Origin of the sequence: Brevibacillus invocatus (assembly GCF_003710915.1) — a bacterium.
In the GTDB taxonomy this organism is placed as follows: Bacteria; Bacillota; Bacilli; order Brevibacillales; family Brevibacillaceae; genus Brevibacillus; species Brevibacillus invocatus.
In genome coordinates this window covers 113247-131462 of the sequence record NZ_RHHR01000014.1, presented here as the reverse complement: position 1 = coordinate 131462, position 18216 = coordinate 113247, and the positions used below count along the sequence as shown (strand labels likewise).

22 protein-coding genes are annotated in these 18216 nt (G+C 50.8%); 8 read left to right on the top strand and 14 right to left on the bottom strand.

The window, feature by feature from the left end; translation table 11 throughout:
* Positions 1-62: 62 nt before the first annotated feature.
* Positions 63-404 (bottom strand): hypothetical protein, encoded by a 342-nt coding sequence (locus EDM52_RS10345; RefSeq protein WP_122908924.1) that lies wholly within the window; start codon positions 402-404, stop codon positions 63-65.
* 110 nt (positions 405-514) lie between these two features.
* On the opposite strand from EDM52_RS10345, the gene EDM52_RS10340 reads away from it, so the two are divergent.
* Positions 515-844 (top strand): hypothetical protein, encoded by a 330-nt coding sequence (locus tag EDM52_RS10340; protein WP_122908923.1) that lies wholly within the window; start codon positions 515-517, stop codon positions 842-844.
* Between the two features lie 199 nt (positions 845-1043).
* Here the strand turns inward: EDM52_RS10340 and EDM52_RS10335 are convergent, their stop codons facing one another.
* From EDM52_RS10335 to cysK, 3 genes are read right to left on the bottom strand one after another with little or no spacing between them, the layout of a single operon-like run.
* A complete protein-coding gene (locus EDM52_RS10335; RefSeq protein WP_122908961.1) occupies positions 1044-1379 on the bottom strand; it encodes a YuzD family protein in 336 nt (111 codons plus the stop codon).
* A gap of 36 nt (positions 1380-1415) precedes the next feature.
* A complete protein-coding gene (locus EDM52_RS10330; RefSeq protein WP_122908922.1) occupies positions 1416-2549 on the bottom strand; it encodes a bifunctional cystathionine gamma-lyase/homocysteine desulfhydrase in 1134 nt (377 codons plus the stop codon).
* 2 nt (positions 2550-2551) lie between these two features.
* Positions 2552-3475, bottom strand: a complete 924-nt coding sequence (gene cysK / locus EDM52_RS10325; protein ID WP_122908921.1) for a cysteine synthase A — start codon at positions 3473-3475, stop codon at positions 2552-2554.
* 188 nt (positions 3476-3663) lie between these two features.
* On the opposite strand from cysK, the gene EDM52_RS10320 reads away from it, so the two are divergent.
* A complete protein-coding gene (locus EDM52_RS10320; protein ID WP_122908920.1) occupies positions 3664-3891 on the top strand; it encodes a NifU family protein in 228 nt (75 codons plus the stop codon).
* Positions 3892-3949: 58 nt separating this feature from the next.
* Here EDM52_RS10320 and EDM52_RS10315 read toward each other — a convergent pair whose 3' ends face one another.
* The 3 genes from EDM52_RS10315 to EDM52_RS10305 are packed head-to-tail and all read right to left on the bottom strand — an operon-like array spanning position 3950 to position 6130.
* Positions 3950-4858 (bottom strand): alpha/beta hydrolase, encoded by a 909-nt coding sequence (locus EDM52_RS10315; RefSeq protein WP_122908960.1) that lies wholly within the window; start codon positions 4856-4858, stop codon positions 3950-3952.
* Positions 4858-5088 carry a hypothetical protein gene (locus tag EDM52_RS10310; protein WP_122908919.1) on the bottom strand — a complete coding sequence of 77 codons (231 nt, stop codon included), beginning with the start codon at positions 5086-5088 and terminating at the stop codon, positions 4858-4860. Before EDM52_RS10310 ends, EDM52_RS10315 begins: the two co-directional genes overlap by 1 nt.
* Positions 5045-6130 (bottom strand): hypothetical protein, encoded by a 1086-nt coding sequence (locus tag EDM52_RS10305; protein ID WP_122908918.1) that lies wholly within the window; start codon positions 6128-6130, stop codon positions 5045-5047. Before EDM52_RS10305 ends, EDM52_RS10310 begins: the two co-directional genes overlap by 44 nt.
* A 132-nt stretch (positions 6131-6262) precedes the next feature.
* On the opposite strand from EDM52_RS10305, the gene EDM52_RS10300 reads away from it, so the two are divergent.
* The gene (locus EDM52_RS10300) at positions 6263-6805 is read left to right on the top strand and encodes a phosphatidylglycerophosphatase A family protein (RefSeq protein ID WP_122908917.1); all 543 of its coding nucleotides are present in this window, start codon (positions 6263-6265) and stop codon (positions 6803-6805) included.
* Here EDM52_RS10300 and EDM52_RS10295 read toward each other — a convergent pair.
* The 3 genes from EDM52_RS10295 to hepT all read right to left on the bottom strand — a co-directional run bounded on the left by EDM52_RS10295 (position 6767) and on the right by hepT (position 8770).
* Positions 6767-7549 (bottom strand): TIGR01457 family HAD-type hydrolase, encoded by a 783-nt coding sequence (locus EDM52_RS10295; RefSeq protein ID WP_122908916.1) that lies wholly within the window; start codon positions 7547-7549, stop codon positions 6767-6769. The genes EDM52_RS10300 and EDM52_RS10295 overlap by 39 nt on opposite strands.
* Before the next feature lie 65 nt (positions 7550-7614).
* Entirely contained in the window at positions 7615-8244 is a 630-nt protein-coding gene (locus tag EDM52_RS10290; protein WP_122908915.1) for a helix-turn-helix transcriptional regulator, read from the bottom strand.
* A 91-nt stretch (positions 8245-8335) separates the two neighbouring features.
* Positions 8336-8770, bottom strand: coding sequence for a type VII toxin-antitoxin system HepT family RNase toxin (gene hepT, locus EDM52_RS10285; RefSeq protein WP_122908914.1), 435 nt, complete (start codon positions 8768-8770; stop codon positions 8336-8338).
* Between the two features lie 242 nt (positions 8771-9012).
* Here hepT and glpX point away from each other — a divergent pair, with 242 nt between their 5' ends.
* From glpX to EDM52_RS10265, 3 genes are all read left to right on the top strand, one after another.
* Entirely contained in the window at positions 9013-9987 is a 975-nt protein-coding gene (glpX, locus tag EDM52_RS10275) for a class II fructose-bisphosphatase (protein ID WP_122908912.1), read from the top strand.
* Between the two features lie 10 nt (positions 9988-9997).
* Positions 9998-10267: a DUF3055 domain-containing protein gene (locus EDM52_RS10270; protein WP_122908911.1), complete on the top strand. Its 270-nt coding sequence runs from the start codon at positions 9998-10000 to the stop codon at positions 10265-10267.
* Positions 10268-10431: 164 nt separating this feature from the next.
* Entirely contained in the window at positions 10432-10698 is a 267-nt protein-coding gene (locus tag EDM52_RS10265; protein ID WP_122908910.1) for a hypothetical protein, read from the top strand.
* Between the two features lie 131 nt (positions 10699-10829).
* Here EDM52_RS10265 and EDM52_RS10260 read toward each other — a convergent pair whose 3' ends face one another.
* Positions 10830-11459, bottom strand: coding sequence for a YutD family protein (locus tag EDM52_RS10260; RefSeq protein WP_245996763.1), 630 nt, complete (start codon positions 11457-11459; stop codon positions 10830-10832).
* A 135-nt stretch (positions 11460-11594) separates the two neighbouring features.
* Here EDM52_RS10260 and EDM52_RS10255 point away from each other — a divergent pair, with 135 nt between their 5' ends.
* On the top strand, positions 11595-12494 hold the full coding sequence (locus tag EDM52_RS10255) for a YhcN/YlaJ family sporulation lipoprotein (protein ID WP_122908908.1): 900 nt from the start codon (positions 11595-11597) through the stop codon (positions 12492-12494).
* A gap of 63 nt (positions 12495-12557) precedes the next feature.
* Here the strand turns inward: EDM52_RS10255 and lipA are convergent, their stop codons facing one another.
* From lipA to EDM52_RS10240, 3 genes are all read right to left on the bottom strand, one after another.
* On the bottom strand, positions 12558-13445 hold the full coding sequence (gene lipA, locus EDM52_RS10250) for a lipoyl synthase (protein WP_122908907.1): 888 nt from the start codon (positions 13443-13445) through the stop codon (positions 12558-12560).
* A gap of 99 nt (positions 13446-13544) precedes the next feature.
* Positions 13545-15737, bottom strand: a complete 2193-nt coding sequence (locus tag EDM52_RS10245; protein WP_122908906.1) for an ATP-binding protein — start codon at positions 15735-15737, stop codon at positions 13545-13547.
* On the bottom strand, positions 15734-16858 hold the full coding sequence (locus EDM52_RS10240; protein ID WP_122908905.1) for a metallophosphoesterase family protein: 1125 nt from the start codon (positions 16856-16858) through the stop codon (positions 15734-15736). Before EDM52_RS10240 ends, EDM52_RS10245 begins: the two co-directional genes overlap by 4 nt.
* Before the next feature lie 164 nt (positions 16859-17022).
* On the opposite strand from EDM52_RS10240, the gene EDM52_RS10235 reads away from it, so the two are divergent.
* Positions 17023-18030, top strand: a complete 1008-nt coding sequence (locus tag EDM52_RS10235) for a M23 family metallopeptidase (protein WP_122908904.1) — start codon at positions 17023-17025, stop codon at positions 18028-18030.
* The last annotated feature ends 186 nt before the right edge of the window (positions 18031-18216 follow it).

The following is an 18216-nucleotide window of genomic DNA, read 5'->3' as shown; positions in this document are numbered from 1 at the left end:
TAAAAAAGGGTTGGGCATGCTCACACCTCATGCCCAACCTGACCGTATTCTTTCATGCTCCATTAACGTTTTTGCACCCGTACCACGGGTACCTTGCGCAGCTCGTAGGTCCCTGTCAGCCATTGTTCCTGTACGACGTTCAGCTTCAGCAGGCTGGCAATTTTGCCGGTGTCTGCTCTCGACATGAGCCGCCACAACGATGCGTCAGGCAGTGCGTTGAATACCTTGTCATCGTTGTATTCCCGCCGCTCCTGGTGGTTGATGGTGAGCTGGTACTTCCCTGCTTCCGCTTTTCCCGCTTCTGCATATGCCTCCAGAAGCTCGTTGCGCAACAGATTCAGCTCTTCTTCTATCAGCTTTTGTGTTTCCTTCAATTCGTAATATCGGGCCAAAGGATTGTCCATTCGTTCGTCCCTCCATCTGATTACGCCTTCATCAAGGACTATATGACCCGACAAAAGAATGCAGAACCTTCACGCTAGAACCGATTCAAGACGTTCCTCAGGAGGCCGCGATGTTTGTAAAAGTATACAAGTACCGAATTAAGCCTGACCGGGAGCAAGAGTATCTCGAGATCCAGAAAGCAGCCGAAAGCATCTACGAAAGGTTTGTAGATAAACAATCTGTCCATTTAAAAAGCAAGGAAGATGACTCCACGTGGATGGAGATCCATTGGTACAAGGATGAGCCAACCTATGATCAAGCGGTCCAGCTCATCAATGAGCAAGAGGAACTGCAGCAACTATACAGGGAATTTATGGATATTCTTGTCTCAGAAGAAAACGTGCTTGAAGAAAACTATTTGCAAGTCCTAAGATTTGTTCGTTTTATCCATCGTGAATAACCATTTTCTCATCATATCGGGACTTACCCAAGCGTCGAATACTTTATCCGCTGTGACCTGAAAACGCCGCCATACTATTTTAACCATTGCACGTGATGGTCTGCATCATAGGACAGAAATACGACTAAAAAAACGACCAGATGCTTCACCCCCTCACGAGTGGGAGGCTGAACATCTGGTCGTTTGCTATAAGAATGCTTTATTCACTATCTACGGCTTCGACAACCGGCTGAAGACCCATGCTCTCCAGCTTCGCGTAAATATTCTTCAGCTTCGGATTTCCCTCACCGACAATTTCCCCGGAAATTACGACAAGCGGATACCACAAATCTTCCTCAATAATACGCTTCGACCAGCTTTTGTCTTCCTCTGTCTGTGGTTGTTGAAAATCGCTGTAGGTGATGCAAATGCTGTCGCTCCCGAATTTGCGGGATAGGGCTGCCTGCAGCCATTCAGCTGTTTCCTTGGCAGATGGCAGATTGACGCAGCTCGCACATAATTGTTCTGTCCCGTAGACCTTGACTTCGACACTCATCGCTTTGGTCACCTGCCTATTCGCTTCCTGAGGCTTTTAGGAGAGAGCTTGCTCCAGATCCTCGATCAGGTCCTGTACGTCCTCGATCCCCACAGAGATGCGAACGAGACCATCTGAAATGCCCAGCTCTGCGCGACGCTCTGCCGGAATGGAGGCATGTGTCATCCGCGCTGGTACGCTGATCAGACTTTCTACTGCCCCGAGCGATTCTGCCAGTGTAAAGTACTTCACCTTTGCCAATACTTCATCGGCGCGCTCCGCACTGCCTACGTCAAAGGAGATCATGCCGCCAAATCCACGCGCTTGTTTTTGAATCAGCTCATGACCGGAATGACCGGACAGACCTGGGTAAATCACACGCTTGATATCACTGCGCTCGGACAGCCACTTCGCCAACGTGCGTGCGTTGTGCTCATGTTCTTCCATACGCAGACCCAATGTTTTCATACCGCGAAGCAAGAGCCAGGAATCCTGCGGTCCAAGGACGCCGCCAATCGCGTTTTGAACGTAGTGCATCTCTTCACCCAGCTGTGCGTCCTTCACTACGACCAGACCTGCTACGACGTCACTGTGTCCGCCCAGGTATTTGGTCGCGCTATGGAACACGATATCGGCTCCCAAATCGAGTGGATTCTGCCAATAAGGCGTCATGAACGTATTGTCGACCACCAGCAGTACATTTTTTGACTTCGCAATGTCTGCAAGGGCGGAAATATCACTTACTTTCAGCAACGGGTTGGTTGGCGTTTCCATGACGATCGCCTTGGTTTCCGGGCGAATGGCTGCCTCCACTGCCTTCAGATCACTCGTATCTACATACGTAGCTTCCAGACCCAATCGGGAGAACACGCGGGTGATGACACGGTATGTACCGCCGTATACATCGTCCCCTACTACCAGATGATCCCCTTTGTTGAACAGGGAAAGAATCGTCGAAAGTGCTGCCATACCGGAACCGAAAGCAAATCCACGCGCTCCGCCCTCAAGCTCGGCGATGTAGGTTTCCAGTGCATGGCGTGTCGGGTTGCCCGTACGGGAATATTCAAAGCCCTTGTGTACACCGATTGCTTCTTGCTTGTAGGTGCTTACTTGATAAATCGGAACCGAAACGGCTCCTGTATTCGGATCTCCCTCGATTCCGCCGTGGATCAGACGTGTTTTGATTCTCATGGTTAAATACCCCCTTGGTAAATTTTCTTACTGAGATAACGCTCACTGCTGTCCGCGAACAGCACGACGATGTTGGTACCAGGTGCGGCTTCCTTCGCTTCCCGCAGGGCAGTTGCCATTGCAGCACCAGCAGAGCTGCCGACCAACATACCTTCTTTGGCTGCCAGTTGCTTGACCCAATCAAACGCCTCGACATCCAGAATGGTGTGGATCGCGTCGAAATAGCTGGTGTCCATGAATGGTGGCAAGAATTCCATTCCAATGCCCTCTGTTTTATGTGGACCGGATTCGCCGCCATTCAAAATAGAGCCTTCTGGTTCGACAATCACGGTTTTGATGCTAGGATTTTGCTCCTTCAGATAACGAGCTGCACCCATGAACGTACCGCCTGATCCCGCACCAGCAACAAATACTTGAACTTGACCTTCCATTTGTTTCCAAATTTCAGGTCCGGTCGTTTTGTAATGGGCATCCGGGTTGGCAGGATTGGCAAATTGTTGTGGAACAAACGAGCCTGGAATGGATTCCGCCAGCTCCTGTGCCTTGGCAATTGCCCCTTTGATGCCTTGTTCTGTCGGCGTATTGACCACCTCGGCTCCAAGTGCACGCATGAGCTCTTGCTTTTCCTCGGAAAACTTGGCCGGTACGCAGAAAATAACTTTATAACCCGTGCCTACCGCAGCTAATGCTACCCCAATACCTGTATTTCCTGCTGTAGGTTCAATAATGGTGCCGCCAGGCTTGAGTTGTCCATTCTCTTCTGCCGCCCGGATCAGCTCCATTCCCAATCTGTCCTTGACGCTGCCGCCAGGATTGAAATACTCCAATTTGGCAAACAGGCGAACTCCCTCTGGCAGTTCAAACTGTGTAATTTCCACAATGGGCGTGTTTCCGATCAGTTCCTTGACATTCCGATATACGTTCACGTCAATGACTCCTTATCACAAAGTTCTTTTTTCTTGTCTATTATAACATGTGATTTCGTTGAAAAGGGGATACACTGCATACAAGAAGCATATTGCCATCCAAAGTGTAGACCAGGCATGTAAGGCGTGGATTTATCATCGCGTAATGATTATAATAAAGGAGAAGCTGGGAAAGGAGTGAATGTAGCATGGAAGTTATGGATCAAGTACAAGAAGTACTCGATAAACTGCGTCCGTATCTGCAACGTGACGGTGGCGATGTACAACTCGTCGATGTGGAAGATGGCATCGTGAAACTGCGCCTGATGGGAGCATGCGGTAGCTGCCCATCATCCACGATCACCCTGAAAGCCGGGATTGAACGCGCTCTGATTGAAGAAATCCCTGGTATTAAGGAAGTACAACAAGTATTCTAAGCCGATACAGGCGTAGAAGCAGCTAACGGATTTTTCCGCTTAGCTGCTTTTTTCATTCTCAAAGAACCTCGTTAAAAAAGTGAATCACTTTTTGCCCGTACTCTTCCGGGTAACGGGCATAGCTGCGTACATGTCCCGTCTTGGGCACCAGCCAGAGCTCCGTTTGCTCATTCGTCGCCAAGGCACGAAGCCGCTCGCTGTTCTGGCAAGGCACGGTTTCATCTCCGGTTCCATGAATGAAAAATATCGGCTTTTTCGCCTGTTTTACAGCTTCGTAAGGCTTTACTTCACGTGGATTGGCGCCCAGCAGGATCGGACTTAGCGTCAAAATAAACCAGTTGAAAGGAAATCGTGGCAGGCCCGTCCATTTTGGCAAGTTCTCTTCCAGATATTCTCGCAGGGAGTAAAACGGCGAATCCGCAACGATCGCCTCAATTCGATCATCCATTCCCCCCACCAGCAAAGAAGTGGCTGCCCCCATCGAAAATCCGACTAGCCCCAACGCATGTCCCGGTCTGCTGCTCTCTACGTAATCAATCGCCGAGAGCAAGTCCTGCTGCTCGCGAAGACCGATTGTCGTCAAGGCATCACTCGATTCTCCTGCATTGCGAAAATCAAACATGAGCACGTCATAGCCATCCTTTACCAGCTGTGCGGCCAATGACAAGGCTGGCAGATGTGGCTCCTGCCTGTTCTGACTGTAGCCATGCGAAAAAATCAAGGTTTTCTTGCGTGAATGTCCCGTCTCACGCTCGGCAGACATATACCAGCCTGCCAGCGAAATCCCTGCTTCTCTGCTGGAAAATCGTACGTTCTCCACATGTTCCAGCCCAAAATCCTTCGGGTCCATATCCAGCGGCTTTCGCTTGGGGTGCGTCAGTTTCCAGGTAACTTGGAATGCGATCAGTGCGATGATGACAACGATTGCCAGCAATAGGCCGACTACACTGTAGAGTATAGTACTCATCATGAGGGGAACGGCTCCTTTCCAATCAGCACGTGGACGAAGACGAACAGCGACAGTGCCTTGTCACCGGTTTTCTTTTGGGACACAGCGACAGACACGGCCGTCGGTTTCAACAGCGAGCATTTCCGCTTTTCCATTAACCGCCGTGTCTGTGCTGTCAGCTGTATCAGCCTAAACCCGATGGATTTATTCGCTTTGAGCCTCGTCACGATTTTGAGTGGTATTTTCATCTTCCAACCTCCACAACCAGTCAATGTGTGGAATGGACGTGCCGTACTGTTGTGCGATCATCTGAGGATACCGACGGAGTGCAGTTTCCATGTGAACAAGCTCGTCTTCCAAATGCGAATGCCAGACTTCTGCGTTTACATCAGCGCGTTCTTCTTCCGGAATCTGATGATACGACTCCACCAGCTTGAGAAAACGGCCCGGATACAGCATGAGACCGTAGATGATGGCATATTCGCTATCGAGCAGAGGAGATACATCGTTGTACCCGTCGAGGAAGCGGATCGCCGTCTCATCCTGCCATCCGTTGCGCCTGCTCTCTGCCTTTAACCACTGTCCAATATCACGGGTGCGCATGTCGAACACCCAGTCCCATTCCCCAGCCATCAGTCTGCTTTTCTTTTCATTCCAAAGCATAAACCCTTGATCAAAATTTTGGTAGGCTACTTTTCCAAACTGAGCCGTCTCTTTTACGACCTTGTCGTAGCCTGCCGCATACAAATATTGGACAGCCGTTTCTCCCAGCTGATGGACGTAGGTATAGCAGGTCAGCAAATACTCATCCATAGCCGTAAGCTCTGCCCTCACATCGTCCAGTTCATCCCGATATTCGTTGTATCGGCGGAGCTTTCGCCGCCACATGCTGGGCCAGCTTCCCAATGAACTGTAGGGAAGAAAAATTTTGTCACCGGTGAATGAAGCCGTTGATTGGTGAAATCGAGCCAATGATTGACCACTGGCATAATGAGGGTCCTCCAGCTCTAGCTCCCGGATCCCTCGATACAGATAATACAGCTGCTCGTCATGAAAGGTATGTGTATGACCCCCGACAGTCTTTACCAGCTTCAGCATTCCGATCTCCTGCTGCTGGCTGATATGCTTTCTTACCCGCTGAATCATTTTGCTTTTATATTTGTAACCTGCTGGTGCAGTAAACAGATAAAACAAACCCTGGTCCGTTTCCAATACACGGCCGGCGCCTGATTCACGCGATCCGTTAATGACGAATCCGTATTCCTCTTCCAAAAATTCTTTTTCCTCCATGTGATGCCAACCTCCTCACGCACCTTCACCCTCATGGCCCATTGTATGTAAGAGCGGTAGGATAGGTGCCTACCTGGATGCAGATACTAGATTCATGCCTGCTCGGTACATAACTGGAAAGGTGGCGAAAACATGGAAGATCATCCGTTGAACAGTACGTCCTGTCTACATATCGTCATCGATCTGCTCAAACAGCGCGGCGTCACTCTGGATGATATCGCAGACATCGTGATGTTTCTACAAAAAAATTACATCCCGGATCTAACCCTGGAATACTGCCGCGAAAGCGTCTATTCCGTACTCAAAAAACGGGAAGTCCAAAACGCGCTTTTGACCGGCATCCAGCTGGATATCTTCGCAGAGGAAAAACGGATTCTCCCGCCTCTCCAGGCTATCATCGAAGCCGATGAACCGCTCTATGGAGTAGACGAAGTGCTTGCCCTGGCGATCGTCAATCTGTATGGCAGCATCGGATTTACCAATTTTGGCTATGTGGACAAGCTCAAGTACGGGAAACTGGAGCAGCTCAACGACAAGAGCGCTGGTGTGCATACTTTTCTCGACGATCTCGTAGGCGCGATTGCAGCTGCAGCCTCCAGTCGTATCGCGCATCGTCAGAAGCAGCGCGAGGAGTGTCTAGACACCCCTGCTGATTCTTCGCCGCCACGCAGTTAAATCCTCTGTGATATAAGTCGGCTGTACGGCGTGATCTTCTGCATCCTCGCGAGTCGAATAACCAGTCAATACGAGCAGGCTGTCCAGTCCGCTATTGGCCCCCGCTTCAATATCGGTATGCAGGTTATCCCCCACCACCAGAGTCTGTGCAGCTTCAGTCCCCAGCCTTTCCAACGCATAGCGGACGATGATCGGCTCTGGTTTGCCGATCACGATCGGCTTTGTTGCAGCTGCTACTGAAACAGCGGCAATGAGAGAGCCATTCCCTGGCTGAAGCCCTTTTTCGGTCGGAATAGCGGGGTCAGGATTGGTTGCGATCAGTTTGGCACCTTTACGTACAGCGGTCGCAGCAATCGCCAGTTTTTCGTAGGTAAATGTGCGGTCAATGCCCACGACGACATACTGTGGCGATTCTTCCGTCAACACAAAACCATGCTGAACAAGCTCTTGGCGCAATCCCTCCTCCCCGATCATGTACACCGTACAGCCTGCTTCGTGTTCGGACATGTATTGGGCTGTCGCCATGCTTGAGGTGTACACCTCATCGGGAGAAGCATCTATGCCCATCTTTTGCAAGCGAATAGCCACCTGCTGCGGGGAAGCAGACGAATTGTTGGTCAGAAAAAGATACGGAATGTGCTGATCTTTGAGATGACTGAGAAATTCTTTGGCTCCCTCTATCGCTTCTGTTCCGCGGTAGATTGTCCCATCGAGATCAAGCAGATAGCCATTGTATGATTTCACTCTACTGCACTCCTTTATAGAAAAACAACATCCACTCAAGCAACGAGTGGATGTTGTTTTTCAGCTTACTTCGCTTCTTTGATCTCAAACACGCATTTTTCTCCACCCTTGGCCATACACGAGGTCTGCTCCACCTGGGCGTTCAACACGCGTCGAAACAGAGAAAGCTCACAACTGCACGCTTGGTTGTATTCACGAGCTACCTGTGAGATCGGACAGTTAAACTCCTGGATGCGGTACCCGTCACCTGACGAGTCCTTTTCCCATTCCACCATATACCCTTTATCATTTTGCAGTTCGGCCAGCTTGGCTACACGTTCCTCCAGGTCTCCCTGTATTTGAGTCCGGTACGTTTCTTCCAATCGATTTTCGCGACGACGGAACAGCATTTCCACTTTTGACAATCCATCTATATCTTGCAGATCACGCAAAAAATCCAGTGTCAAATGAGAATAATTGCGAGGAAACAGCTCATCTGCCTCCTGCGACAAGGAATATACGTTGGTTGGGCGTCCCATCGCTTGGCGTACAAGCGTAGACTTGATTAGATTATCCCTCTCCAGGGTATTCAAATGACGTCTCACTGCCATTTCCGTGATCCCAAGATCGACGGCCATGTCGCTGACAGAGAGTGATCCTTTTACCTTCAGCATGTGCAAGATTTGATCACGGGTGGATGTTCCTTCATTTGTCATACGTATCACCGCCCTTTCACATTATTGTAGCGGATTTCGATACGTTAGTAAACTAATGAAAGCGTTTTGTATAAAAAATCCGCACACTGTACTAAAACAGCTCTTTGTCCAGATAAGCACGAACAGCAGGTTCAAACTGACGCAAGGTAGGAAGCGAATCCTGCACGACCTCAAGCATCTGTGGTACAGGCACATCGGTGTACTCGTTGACCAGGTGCTTGCGGAAATCGGTCACTTGGGTCAGTACACGTGCCTGATGCTCGTCGATCACCTGCTCATCGCGAAGGATTTCGACAATATCACTGTAGCTTCCCGGATCACGCATGATAAAACCGTCGATGAGGGCATTGCCTACATCAATGACGGCTTCAATCGACAGATGCAGTCCCCGCTCCATCGCCGCTACCGCTACTTCATCCGCTACGACGGCTTCCTTTCCACGATCATTCAGTGTTTCCAGCAATTCCAGCATCTTGTTCATATGGACAAAAACCTGATCTATGCGCTTTGTATTTACGTCGTACATGGAATTCTCCTTACTTTCGCTTTTTGGCTTTTCTTTTTGCATAATATATAGTGATGACGAATGTGAGTACAAGGACGAGAAGAACCAATTCCCCTTCCTGCAGATAGGAATTGCTCACGGCTTTCACCTCTTTTCATCCATCAGTATACCAAATTTGTACACGCTGTCACGAATCTGCTTGTACTTTATGTTACAATGGTGTGGTGTATTTTTGCCGGGATGAAATAAGGGAGGAAACACTTGTGGAACGCGAACTGGCACTGGAAATCGTACGAGTAACGGAAATGGCGGCACTCGCATCATCCCATTGGATGGGGCGCGGCAAGAAAAACGAAGCAGATGGAGCCGCTACAAGCGCCATGCGGTCCATGTTTGATACCATCAACATGCGGGGTACAGTGGTCATCGGTGAAGGCGAGCTGGATGAGGCCCCCATGCTCTACATTGGTGAAAAATTGGGTCATGCGGATGCAAACGGACCCGAAGTAGACGTGGCTGTTGATCCCCTAGAGGGCACGACCATTGTCGCCAAAGGGCATAACAACGCAATGTCCGTCATCGCCATCGGAGATCGTGGCACTTTGCTGCACGCTCCTGACATGTACATGATGAAAATGGCCGTAGGCAAACGTGCCGCCGGGAAGATCCAACTCCACGATCCAGTGGATAAAATGATAGAAATCGTTGCAGAGTCCAACAACAAGCGCATACAAGACGTTACAGTCATCATCCAGGAACGCGAGCGTCACCAGGCGATTATCGACGCAGTCCGGGAAAAGGGAGCACGAGTGAAGCTGTTCGGTGATGGTGACGTCGGAGCGGCAATCGCAGCCTGTTTGCCACAGACTGGAATTGACCTCTTTCTTGGGATCGGAGGCGCTCCAGAAGGCGTCATCAGTGCTGCTGCGATCAAATGCCTGGGTGGCGACATGCAGGCTCAGCTCAAGCCGCAAGACGACGCGGAAAGGGATCGCTGCATCCGCATGGGGCTGGCCAATCCAGAGCAGCTTCTCACCTTGAACGATCTGGTCAAAGGAGAAGATGCCATCTTTGCCGCAACAGGTGTCTCGGATGGCGAGCTTTTGCAAGGTGTCCGTTACCTTGGCGACGACATGGTAGAAACGCATTCCATCGTCATGCGCGCCCAAACCAAGACGATTCGCTTTGTACGTGCGCTGCACAACACAGAGCACAAACCAAATTTCAACTGGAGATAGGGGGATTCGCATGTCTCAAGAATTGTTCTATTTGTACGACGACGTGGAGGAAACCAAAACCCGCTTCGTCAGCTTCATGGCAGAGTCTACTCGATTTGATCTGGCGATTACGACAACCAATCGTTTCTATGGCAAAAAACTCGTCATCAACATCCAAAACGGCCGTTCTGCTATTATTGGACACGACGATTTGAAAGAAGAAGGTTACCTGGAATACGCTTTTAACCTGAGCGAGTCTGAAGCAGAAGAGCTGCACTCCTTTTTGGAAACCATCATTTAAGCCATTATCCTGTTGTTCTCATGAAAGGGAAGAGCTATCCATGCTCTTCCCTTTTTGCATTGGCGTGTTGGCGCCCATTTCACGGGGGACAACGCTCCTCTAGGGCAAATATCCCGTATAATGCTACTGCACATACAGACATCGAGAGGAGTGCATATCGCACGATGCAACCTTATCAACCTGACTATCACCAACAACAGGCCATGACGCATGAACAGGATTATCAGACCATTCCAGAAGATCAATATCACCCCGTTTTTTTCCGCGGGAGAAGAAATAGCCCTGAAGTCATCGTGATCCCGTTCTATCCCTATCCCTATCCGTATCCCTACCCTTACCCGTACTATCCCTACCCTTATCCGTATTCGGGATTCGGTGGGATTGGGGGATTCGGCGGACCCGGTGGAATTGGCGGATTCGGCGGGTTTTGACGGTAATGGAGGATCTTGTTGCCTCCCCATGATAGCGAGATTAAGCAAACAGCCCCTCTCTCCATAGGAAAAGGGGCTGTTTGGTTTGCTTTTCAATCATATGATCTAAAGGTTAAGCGATGCCACATGGTTTACGATTCGCGCTTGGGTTGGTTGGAACCACTCGACACTTTATCTCGTTCGCGATTGGGGCGTGCTTGATTCGGACGCCGATCCTTGGAGGAATCCCGTCCATTTCGCTCAGACTTTTCTTTGTTGAATCTGGGCTTGTCAGACCTTTCATTGCGACCTGTCGCTGATCGTTGCTCAGGTCCATTCCCATTGCTATTTCTATCTGCCCGATCCTGTTTGCCTTGTCGGGGATGAAAACGGCGGCGTTCTTTGCGCTCTGTCTGGATCGTTTCGTCACGACCCTGATCCTGCCGGAAATCAGCTTCTACATCCAATCCCGATTGATCTATCAACTTGGTGTCATCCGTTACCAGAACACCTTTTACCTTTTGCAAAACAAAGTACGGACATCCAAAGTTGCAAAATTCGTGCAGGTATTCATCCAAAGCGGAAATTCGCTGCTCGAACGGCACTTTGCGATTCGCGTCGGAATAAAACCCCCGCAGACGGAGCTGACCGTAACCCCAGTCGCCTACGATGTAGTCGTATTTGTCGAGTATATCGCTATAGCGCTCCTTGAATGCTTCGGGGTTCCAGCCATCACGATTTTCTTCCATGATTTCATAAGTACCGGCTTGCGTGCGAATCAAGTCCGCTTCCTCCTCACACATGCATACTACAACCATCTTACCATATTTCACCCAACAACAAAATTCTTATCGACTAAAATTCCCACGAAAACGCCGATGACTCCGTGGACATTCTATCGTGTAGGAGGTGTTCCAATGAATAAGAAATGGCTCGTCCCAGCAATTGCAGGTATCGCTTTGATGGCTTCTGCTTGTGGTAATAACGCAGCTCCGAACTACACCACTCCGAACAAGACAAACACCCAGTCTGTGCGCAATTTCGATGGCATGCACGGCCTGAGTATCGATGGACTGCGCAACCGTACCAGTGATGGCAGAGGAACCCAGAACAATGCTGGGAACTACAACAGCTACTCCAATGCAGGAGCTGGCAGCTTTGCCGGCATGGGTACAGCAGCCAACAACAACTACAACGCCTTTACCAATGGCAGCCGACCTTACAATGCCTTTTCCGACGGCCATATCGGCAGCAATTACAGCTACAACAGCGGCATGAGAGGTCACTCGATTTACCAAAATACAGAAAACCGCGGAATGGGCACTATGAGTACAAGTATGCCTCAATTGGGATATGCCCAATTCGTGAAGAATACGACTGGCAACACAGCTGGCGTCAGGGGCATGAACAACGCCAATCATGTCTATGTTGACCGCGAAGCTTTGGCACAAGTTGTTGGCAATGTAACCTCCAGCTGCCCAGGTGTTCAACGCTCAACCGTATTGGTAACGGACCGAGAAGTTCTTGTCGGTCTGCAGACAGATGGCAAAAATGTTCGCGAAGCCAAAAAACAGGCGAAAATGAACGCGATGTCCGTCTCTCCTCGTTACTATAAAGTACATGTGACCGACAACGCAGCACACATCAGGGAAATAACGCAGCTGGCCAGCCGTTCCAGCAAGTTTTCTGTAGCAGGTACGAATGGAAACCACCCTGTGCGAGCTTTGGTTCAACGCATTACAGGTACGGATGGTAAGCACGCTGGGGTTAAAGCAAAAAATACCTCCATATCCCCTATCGGCATTTCCAGCCGCTAAATGAGAAGTAAAACAAGCCACCCATCCTGCACTTTGTGGTCTGGATGGGTGGCTTTTCCATTCTTATTGGGCTTGAGCGATTGTTTCCTTTGCCGCGTTGGCTTGTTCATGAGCGTGATAAGAGCTTCGCACCAGAGGTCCAGCCTCGACGTGGCTGAATCCGCGTTTCATGCCTTCTTCCTTCATTCGGGCAAATTCATCGGGATGGTAGTAATGCACGACATCCAGATGCTTTTTCGTCGGCTGAAGGTACTGACCGATTGTCATAATATTGACGTCAGCTGCACGCAGGTCGTCCATGGTCTCCAAAATTTCCTCCACTGTCTCGCCCACCCCGATCATCAGGCTGGACTTGGTCGGGACATCCGGCTGCAGCTCCTTTGCTTTTTTCAACAAAGCGAGTGTCCGATCGTATTTTGCCCGGGCACGTACACGGTCTGACATGCGGCGTACTGCCTCGATGTTGTGATTCAGAACGTCCGGTCGTGCATCCATCACAATTTTCAATGAATCCCAGTTTCCAAGAAAATCAGGAATCAGTACTTCTACAGAGGCGAGCGGCAATCTGCGACGTATTGCCTTGATCGTTTCCGCAAAAATTTGTGCGCCCCCATCAGCCAGATCGTCACGAGCTACAGAGGTCACGACGACGTGCTGCAACCCCATCTGCTCTGCTGCTTCCGCTACACGTTCTGGCTCAGCCAGATCCAGCTCCGTGGGCAGACCGGTTTTGATTGCACAGAATCTACAGGCACGGGTACAAATATCTCCCAAAATCATGAACGTAGCTGTCCGATTGGCCCAGCACTCATGAATATTGGGACACTTTGCCTCTTCACATACCGTATGTAAAGTCTTGCTCCGCATCGTCTGTTTCAGTTCTTTAAAGTTGGCCAGTTCTTTGCCTGATACAAGGTTGATCTTGAGCCACTCGGGTTTCCGTTGCGACATAGGGCCCACTCCTCATCTGACTTATTCCTTACGAACATTATAGAGGTTGGTCATGGGTGGGGCAACCTCTTTACCCATTCCAAAGGTTTTGCCCAAACCTTAGGCCAGCTGATGGATGGCATGTCTGTCATGGGCACGCAGCCATTTGGCTAAAAAAAGCTGCTCGCGCTCCACACAGGTAAACAGGAATATCTGGTGCTGTTCACCCAATTCGAGCAGGTACATCAAGGCTCTTTCCAATCGATCTTGATCGTAGTGAACAAAGTGATCATCGAGAAACAAGGGCAATGGCTCCGTCTGCTGACTGACGTGCTGCAAAAGTGCCAGCCGCTGCGCAAAGGTGAGTTGGTCCTGGGTACCCGTCGAACACTGCTCCTGTTCTAGAATTTGTTTTCTGGCGGGTTCGAGCACACGTACTGCAAAGCCTTCCCGTGGATCGAGCCGTACTTCGCGATAGACGCCCGCCGAAATTTTGTCCATCACCATGGAGGCGTGCTGGTTTACAGCAGGAGAGACGTCGCGGTTCCACTCCTCCAGCGCTTCCTGCAGCATATCCCGCGCGAGCTTTAGCGCTTCACGCCTAACCTGCAATTGCTCAAGGCTCATCACCGCGTCTTCATATTCACTCCTGGCTTGTGCCACGAAGACTCCTTCATGGGCTTCCATCTGCCCATTGGCTTTGGCAATCTGCTCCCTGATCTCCTGTAATCGCTCTTCACTGCGAGACAATTCCGTCTGCCAGTTGGTGCGCTCACTTTCCCATGCTTCTTTTTCCCGAGCCAGACAGGTACGCACCTTCCTTCCCCACTCTTGCAACAAGGTGCTTTCTTCCTCTTTTTTGGCGATCTCAGAAGTCAACCGCTCTGATTCGTGCGAGCGCAGCTGATGATGCAGCTCTTCTTTTCGCTCCAGAAACGCATCCCAATCAGTCACTTGCCATTTTCGCAGCAGCATCCCCAGCTTTTCGTCCAGCTGAGAGATCTCCTGCTGGATGTTCTGCCATTCCTCCGATCTCCCGTCGTCCGTCGCTTTACGTGGTGCTTTCGACTTGCTTTTCATCCACCAGCCGTATCCTGCTGCAATAAAAGCCAATGCCAGAGCAATTCCACCACTGCCAGCTTGATCAAATAAAAAGGAAATACATCCAAGTCCCGCCAGTACAACCGCAATCGCCCAAGGCCAGACAGCTCCTCCAGAAGATTGTCGAGCTTCCCTCCCGATTGAAAGCCTCGATGCTGCAGCCTGTCGCGCCAGCTCCATGTGAGCCTCTTCCCAGTGACGCCTGAGTCGTACGCCCTGTTCGTAATCCTGCTGGATATGCTCCAGTTCTCTTCGCTGCTTGATTTGCACAGAATTAGACAGGTTCACGGAAAGCTCATCCTGCATTGTCGTTTGAAGTCGCCTAAGCGCCTGTCTCGTCCCTTGATGCAAGCTACGCTCCTCCTGGGACTGGGCGCTGTTCTCCCACCATACCCACTGCTGTTCATCCGGTGCCGTATAGCTGAGCTGCCATCGTTTCTGCCATTCCTCATCCTTTTTGGCCCAATGCTCTCTGCCTTGAAGCAGTCGCTGGCGCTGCTGCTCCTGCCTCACCCGCTCCATCTCCCAGTCAGCGATCTGCCGGGACAACCTGCCGACCTCGTGCGAGACGGACTCCGCATGCCGGAGTTCTTGTTCCTTCTGGGCTACGAGGGTAGATGCCTTGCCCAGCAATGTGTTTTCCGCCCGTTCCTTCTTTCCGATCGTGCTCACCTCTCGATCCAGCTCACCCAGAATTTTGTGAATCATCGGGTTGGCTTCCTCCGTCTCTGCCTTCAGCGCCGGCATGAGATGTTCACCTGCTGTCAGCGGCTCTCTCCTGATCCAAGTCACATCTGTAAACAGGCTGCGGCCAAGCCCCAGATGCTTCTCCACAAAATTGCGTTCCTTGCGTCGATCCTCCTGATACACATCGGTCAATTCCGTCCATTCGGGATCGAGAAACAGGCGTGCCTGTTCTCTTTCCTTCAACAACGAGCGATGCAACCGATACGTCTTGCCAGCCAACTGGTAGGTAACGATCGTTTCGTATTCTCCCTGATGCCACGGACGGTATTTTTCATATTCAGGCAGATAGCGCGTAGTTTTCACATAATCGCGCTTCATCCCGTAAAGTGCAGCGAAAATGCCCTGCAACAAAGTGGATTTGCCCGCTTCATTCGGCGCATAGAAAAGATTGATCCCCGGGGCAAAATGAAACTCGGCATCCTGCCACTTGCCAAATCCCTTTAGTTGAAGCTCGTCGATTCTCACCCTGTATTCCCCCCAATCCGGGCCAACGCTTCCCTGCGAGCCATCCGGACGATCTGGCGCTCCTCTTCAGCTACTGCCTGAGCTTCCGTTTCTGCCAGCTTAGCCAGCCACCTGCCCAGTACACCGCCTTCCGAGATCAGCTTCTCTTCATCCACATCCGGCCAGGTCTGATCGCGGAATTGAATGAGAAAAAAATGGCGGAAGCGTTGTTGCAGCACGGGAATAGCCGGGGTGAAATGAGCTGCCCTCTCGCCGGTCAACGTGACGTACACCAAATTTTCCACAGGTTCGTTCGCCAGTTCGCATTGCAGCCGTTCCACCAGCTGCTCCATCGTCTCGGCACCATCTAGCGTAATTTCTCTTTTGCTCACCCTGCGCTGGGCGACCGGAATGGACTGCAGCAACAGCTTTCCCGTATGGTCCAGCTCACCATAGAGGACACAGCGATCTCCTTCTTCCTTGACCGTTATCGCTTCAGGCGTTCCAGGGTATGCAGCAAATGGCTGCCTTTTGACAGGATGTGAGAACTGCATGGGCTTGTGGATATGCCCCAGTGCAATATAATCCATCCCGGTATCTGCCATTTCCTGTACGGAGACTGGAGCGTACGGATGATGCTCTTCCCCTGCTCCATGGAGAACATGGGCATGCAAAACCATCAGGTGATGCCGGTACCCGTCCAGCTTCCCTGGGAACGTGTTCAGTGGCGACTCGTAGAAATGAGGCTCCGGAAAACCCCAACCGTAGACCACACAGGATTTTTCCGGAAATTCAAAAGCTCCCCACTCCGGTGTGAACCAGTAGACATTGCCAGGCCAGCTCAGGCTTTGATAAAAAGAATCGGCTCTCCAGGGGTCATGGTTGCCTGGAGCGATACATACTGGCACCGGAGCTACGCTGGCAAAAAGATCGCGGAGAAACAGAGCAGTCGAGCGACGTCCTCCGTGATATTCCAAAAGATCCCCTGCGACCAGCCAGAAATCTACCTGCCTGTCCACCACAAGATCGCGAATCTGGCGCATCGTCCGTCGAAAATCATCCTGTCTGAGCTCATACACATCAGACAAGGCTTGCAGCGGCGCATCCAGATGCACGTCCGCCGTATGAATAAATGACAGCAAACCCCTCAACTCCTCATCTGCAGCCAAAAACTACGAACATATTTTCCCTTTTATATTACAGGATGCAGGGAAGCGTTGAAAAGCCCTTCCAAAAAGTATCTGGGATAATTCACGGTCGCTGTCAGAAACTACAAAGGAAACTACCTTGGGTGGAGGGAGACGGCATGAGAGTGTTCCGCCTCATCATTTCGATCAGCTTGTGCGTAGCATCCGCTGTCCTGCCGTTGGAGATGGCAGGCGCAGCTCCATCCGCCAAGCCTGCCGATCCAATTCTGCAGGAGCGACTCCAGCTATTTCATCAAATGGAAGCCACATACGGGATAGCCTGGACGTATCTGGCTGCCATCGATCAATATGAACGGGCGATGAAAATACGCAAGAAGCGAAATACGGAACCAGAGACTGCGGCAAAAAGATTGACCGCGATCGACATCCCTGTCTCGAAATGGGGAGGGGACTTGAATCCGGATGATACCGATACGAACCCCGCATCGATTCAGTTTTTTGGCGGAATGGGTCTGGACGGCGATGGTGATGGGATAGCCGATCGCAACAATGACCGGGATGTCCTGGCAGCCATGATTCACTTCCTGTCCGACTACGGGTTTACTCCTGATGATTTTCGTATTGGCTTGTGGTCTTACTATCAGCGAGGACGTTCGGCCCGAACGATTCATCAGTTTGCGATTATTTATGACAAATACCAACACCTCGATCTGGATGAACGCTACTTTCCCATTCCTCCGCGCTACACCTACAGCTACCGCAGTACCTGGGGTGCAGCACGCGGCTGGGGAGGACGCCGCATCCATGAAGGAACAGACATTTTCGCCGGCTATGGTACTCCCGTGCTCAGCACGGGCTACGGCATGATTGAAGTGCTCGGCTGGAACCGTTATGGAGGCTGGCGCATCGGAATGCGGGATATGTCCAATGTGTACCACTACTATGCTCATCTCTCTTCCTTTAAGAAGGGGCTGAAGACGGGTGACATCGTGGAGCCGGGACAGGTGCTTGGCTACGTGGGGAGCTCGGGCTATGGAAAGCCTGGGACTTCGGGCAAATTCCCTCCTCATCTTCACTACGGCATGTACCGCGAAACTGGCGGCAATGAGTGGGCATTTGACCCTTATCCGTATTTGCGCCGCTGGGAACGGTTAAAAAAGCGTTAAACCTTACGTGCGAGGGAGCGGTGAAATGACCGCTTCTTTTTTGCACTTTCAGAAAATTCAACTTCGCTGAAGCAGTAAAGGATGAAAGTATGAGAAGAACTATGGCTTTCGCTATCGGACTAGGCGATAAGCCAAGTTTTTCTAACTATTCTTGACAGAAGCAAAAGCCGGTTCCTAGAATCATCT

Coding starts and splice junctions, on each gene's coding strand:
- EDM52_RS10345 (WP_122908924.1), bottom strand. CDS start 404: ATGGACAATCCTTTGGCCCGATATTACGAATTGAAGGAAACACAAAAG.
- EDM52_RS10340 (WP_122908923.1), top strand. CDS start 515: ATGTTTGTAAAAGTATACAAGTACCGAATTAAGCCTGACCGGGAGCAA.
- EDM52_RS10335 (WP_122908961.1), bottom strand. CDS start 1,379: ATGAGTGTCGAAGTCAAGGTCTACGGGACAGAACAATTATGTGCGAGC.
- EDM52_RS10330 (WP_122908922.1), bottom strand. CDS start 2,549: ATGAGAATCAAAACACGTCTGATCCACGGCGGAATCGAGGGAGATCCG.
- EDM52_RS10320 (WP_122908920.1), top strand. CDS start 3,664: ATGGAAGTTATGGATCAAGTACAAGAAGTACTCGATAAACTGCGTCCG.
- EDM52_RS10315 (WP_122908960.1), bottom strand. CDS start 4,858: ATGAGTACTATACTCTACAGTGTAGTCGGCCTATTGCTGGCAATCGTT.
- EDM52_RS10310 (WP_122908919.1), bottom strand. CDS start 5,088: ATGAAAATACCACTCAAAATCGTGACGAGGCTCAAAGCGAATAAATCC.
- EDM52_RS10305 (WP_122908918.1), bottom strand. CDS start 6,130: ATGGAGGAAAAAGAATTTTTGGAAGAGGAATACGGATTCGTCATTAAC.
- EDM52_RS10300 (WP_122908917.1), top strand. CDS start 6,263: ATGGAAGATCATCCGTTGAACAGTACGTCCTGTCTACATATCGTCATC.
- EDM52_RS10290 (WP_122908915.1), bottom strand. CDS start 8,244: ATGACAAATGAAGGAACATCCACCCGTGATCAAATCTTGCACATGCTG.
- hepT (WP_122908914.1), bottom strand. CDS start 8,770: ATGTACGACGTAAATACAAAGCGCATAGATCAGGTTTTTGTCCATATG.
- EDM52_RS10270 (WP_122908911.1), top strand. CDS start 9,998: ATGTCTCAAGAATTGTTCTATTTGTACGACGACGTGGAGGAAACCAAA.
- EDM52_RS10265 (WP_122908910.1), top strand. CDS start 10,432: ATGCAACCTTATCAACCTGACTATCACCAACAACAGGCCATGACGCAT.
- EDM52_RS10255 (WP_122908908.1), top strand. CDS start 11,595: ATGAATAAGAAATGGCTCGTCCCAGCAATTGCAGGTATCGCTTTGATG.
- lipA (WP_122908907.1), bottom strand. CDS start 13,445: ATGTCGCAACGGAAACCCGAGTGGCTCAAGATCAACCTTGTATCAGGC.
- EDM52_RS10235 (WP_122908904.1), top strand. CDS start 17,023: ATGAGAGTGTTCCGCCTCATCATTTCGATCAGCTTGTGCGTAGCATCC.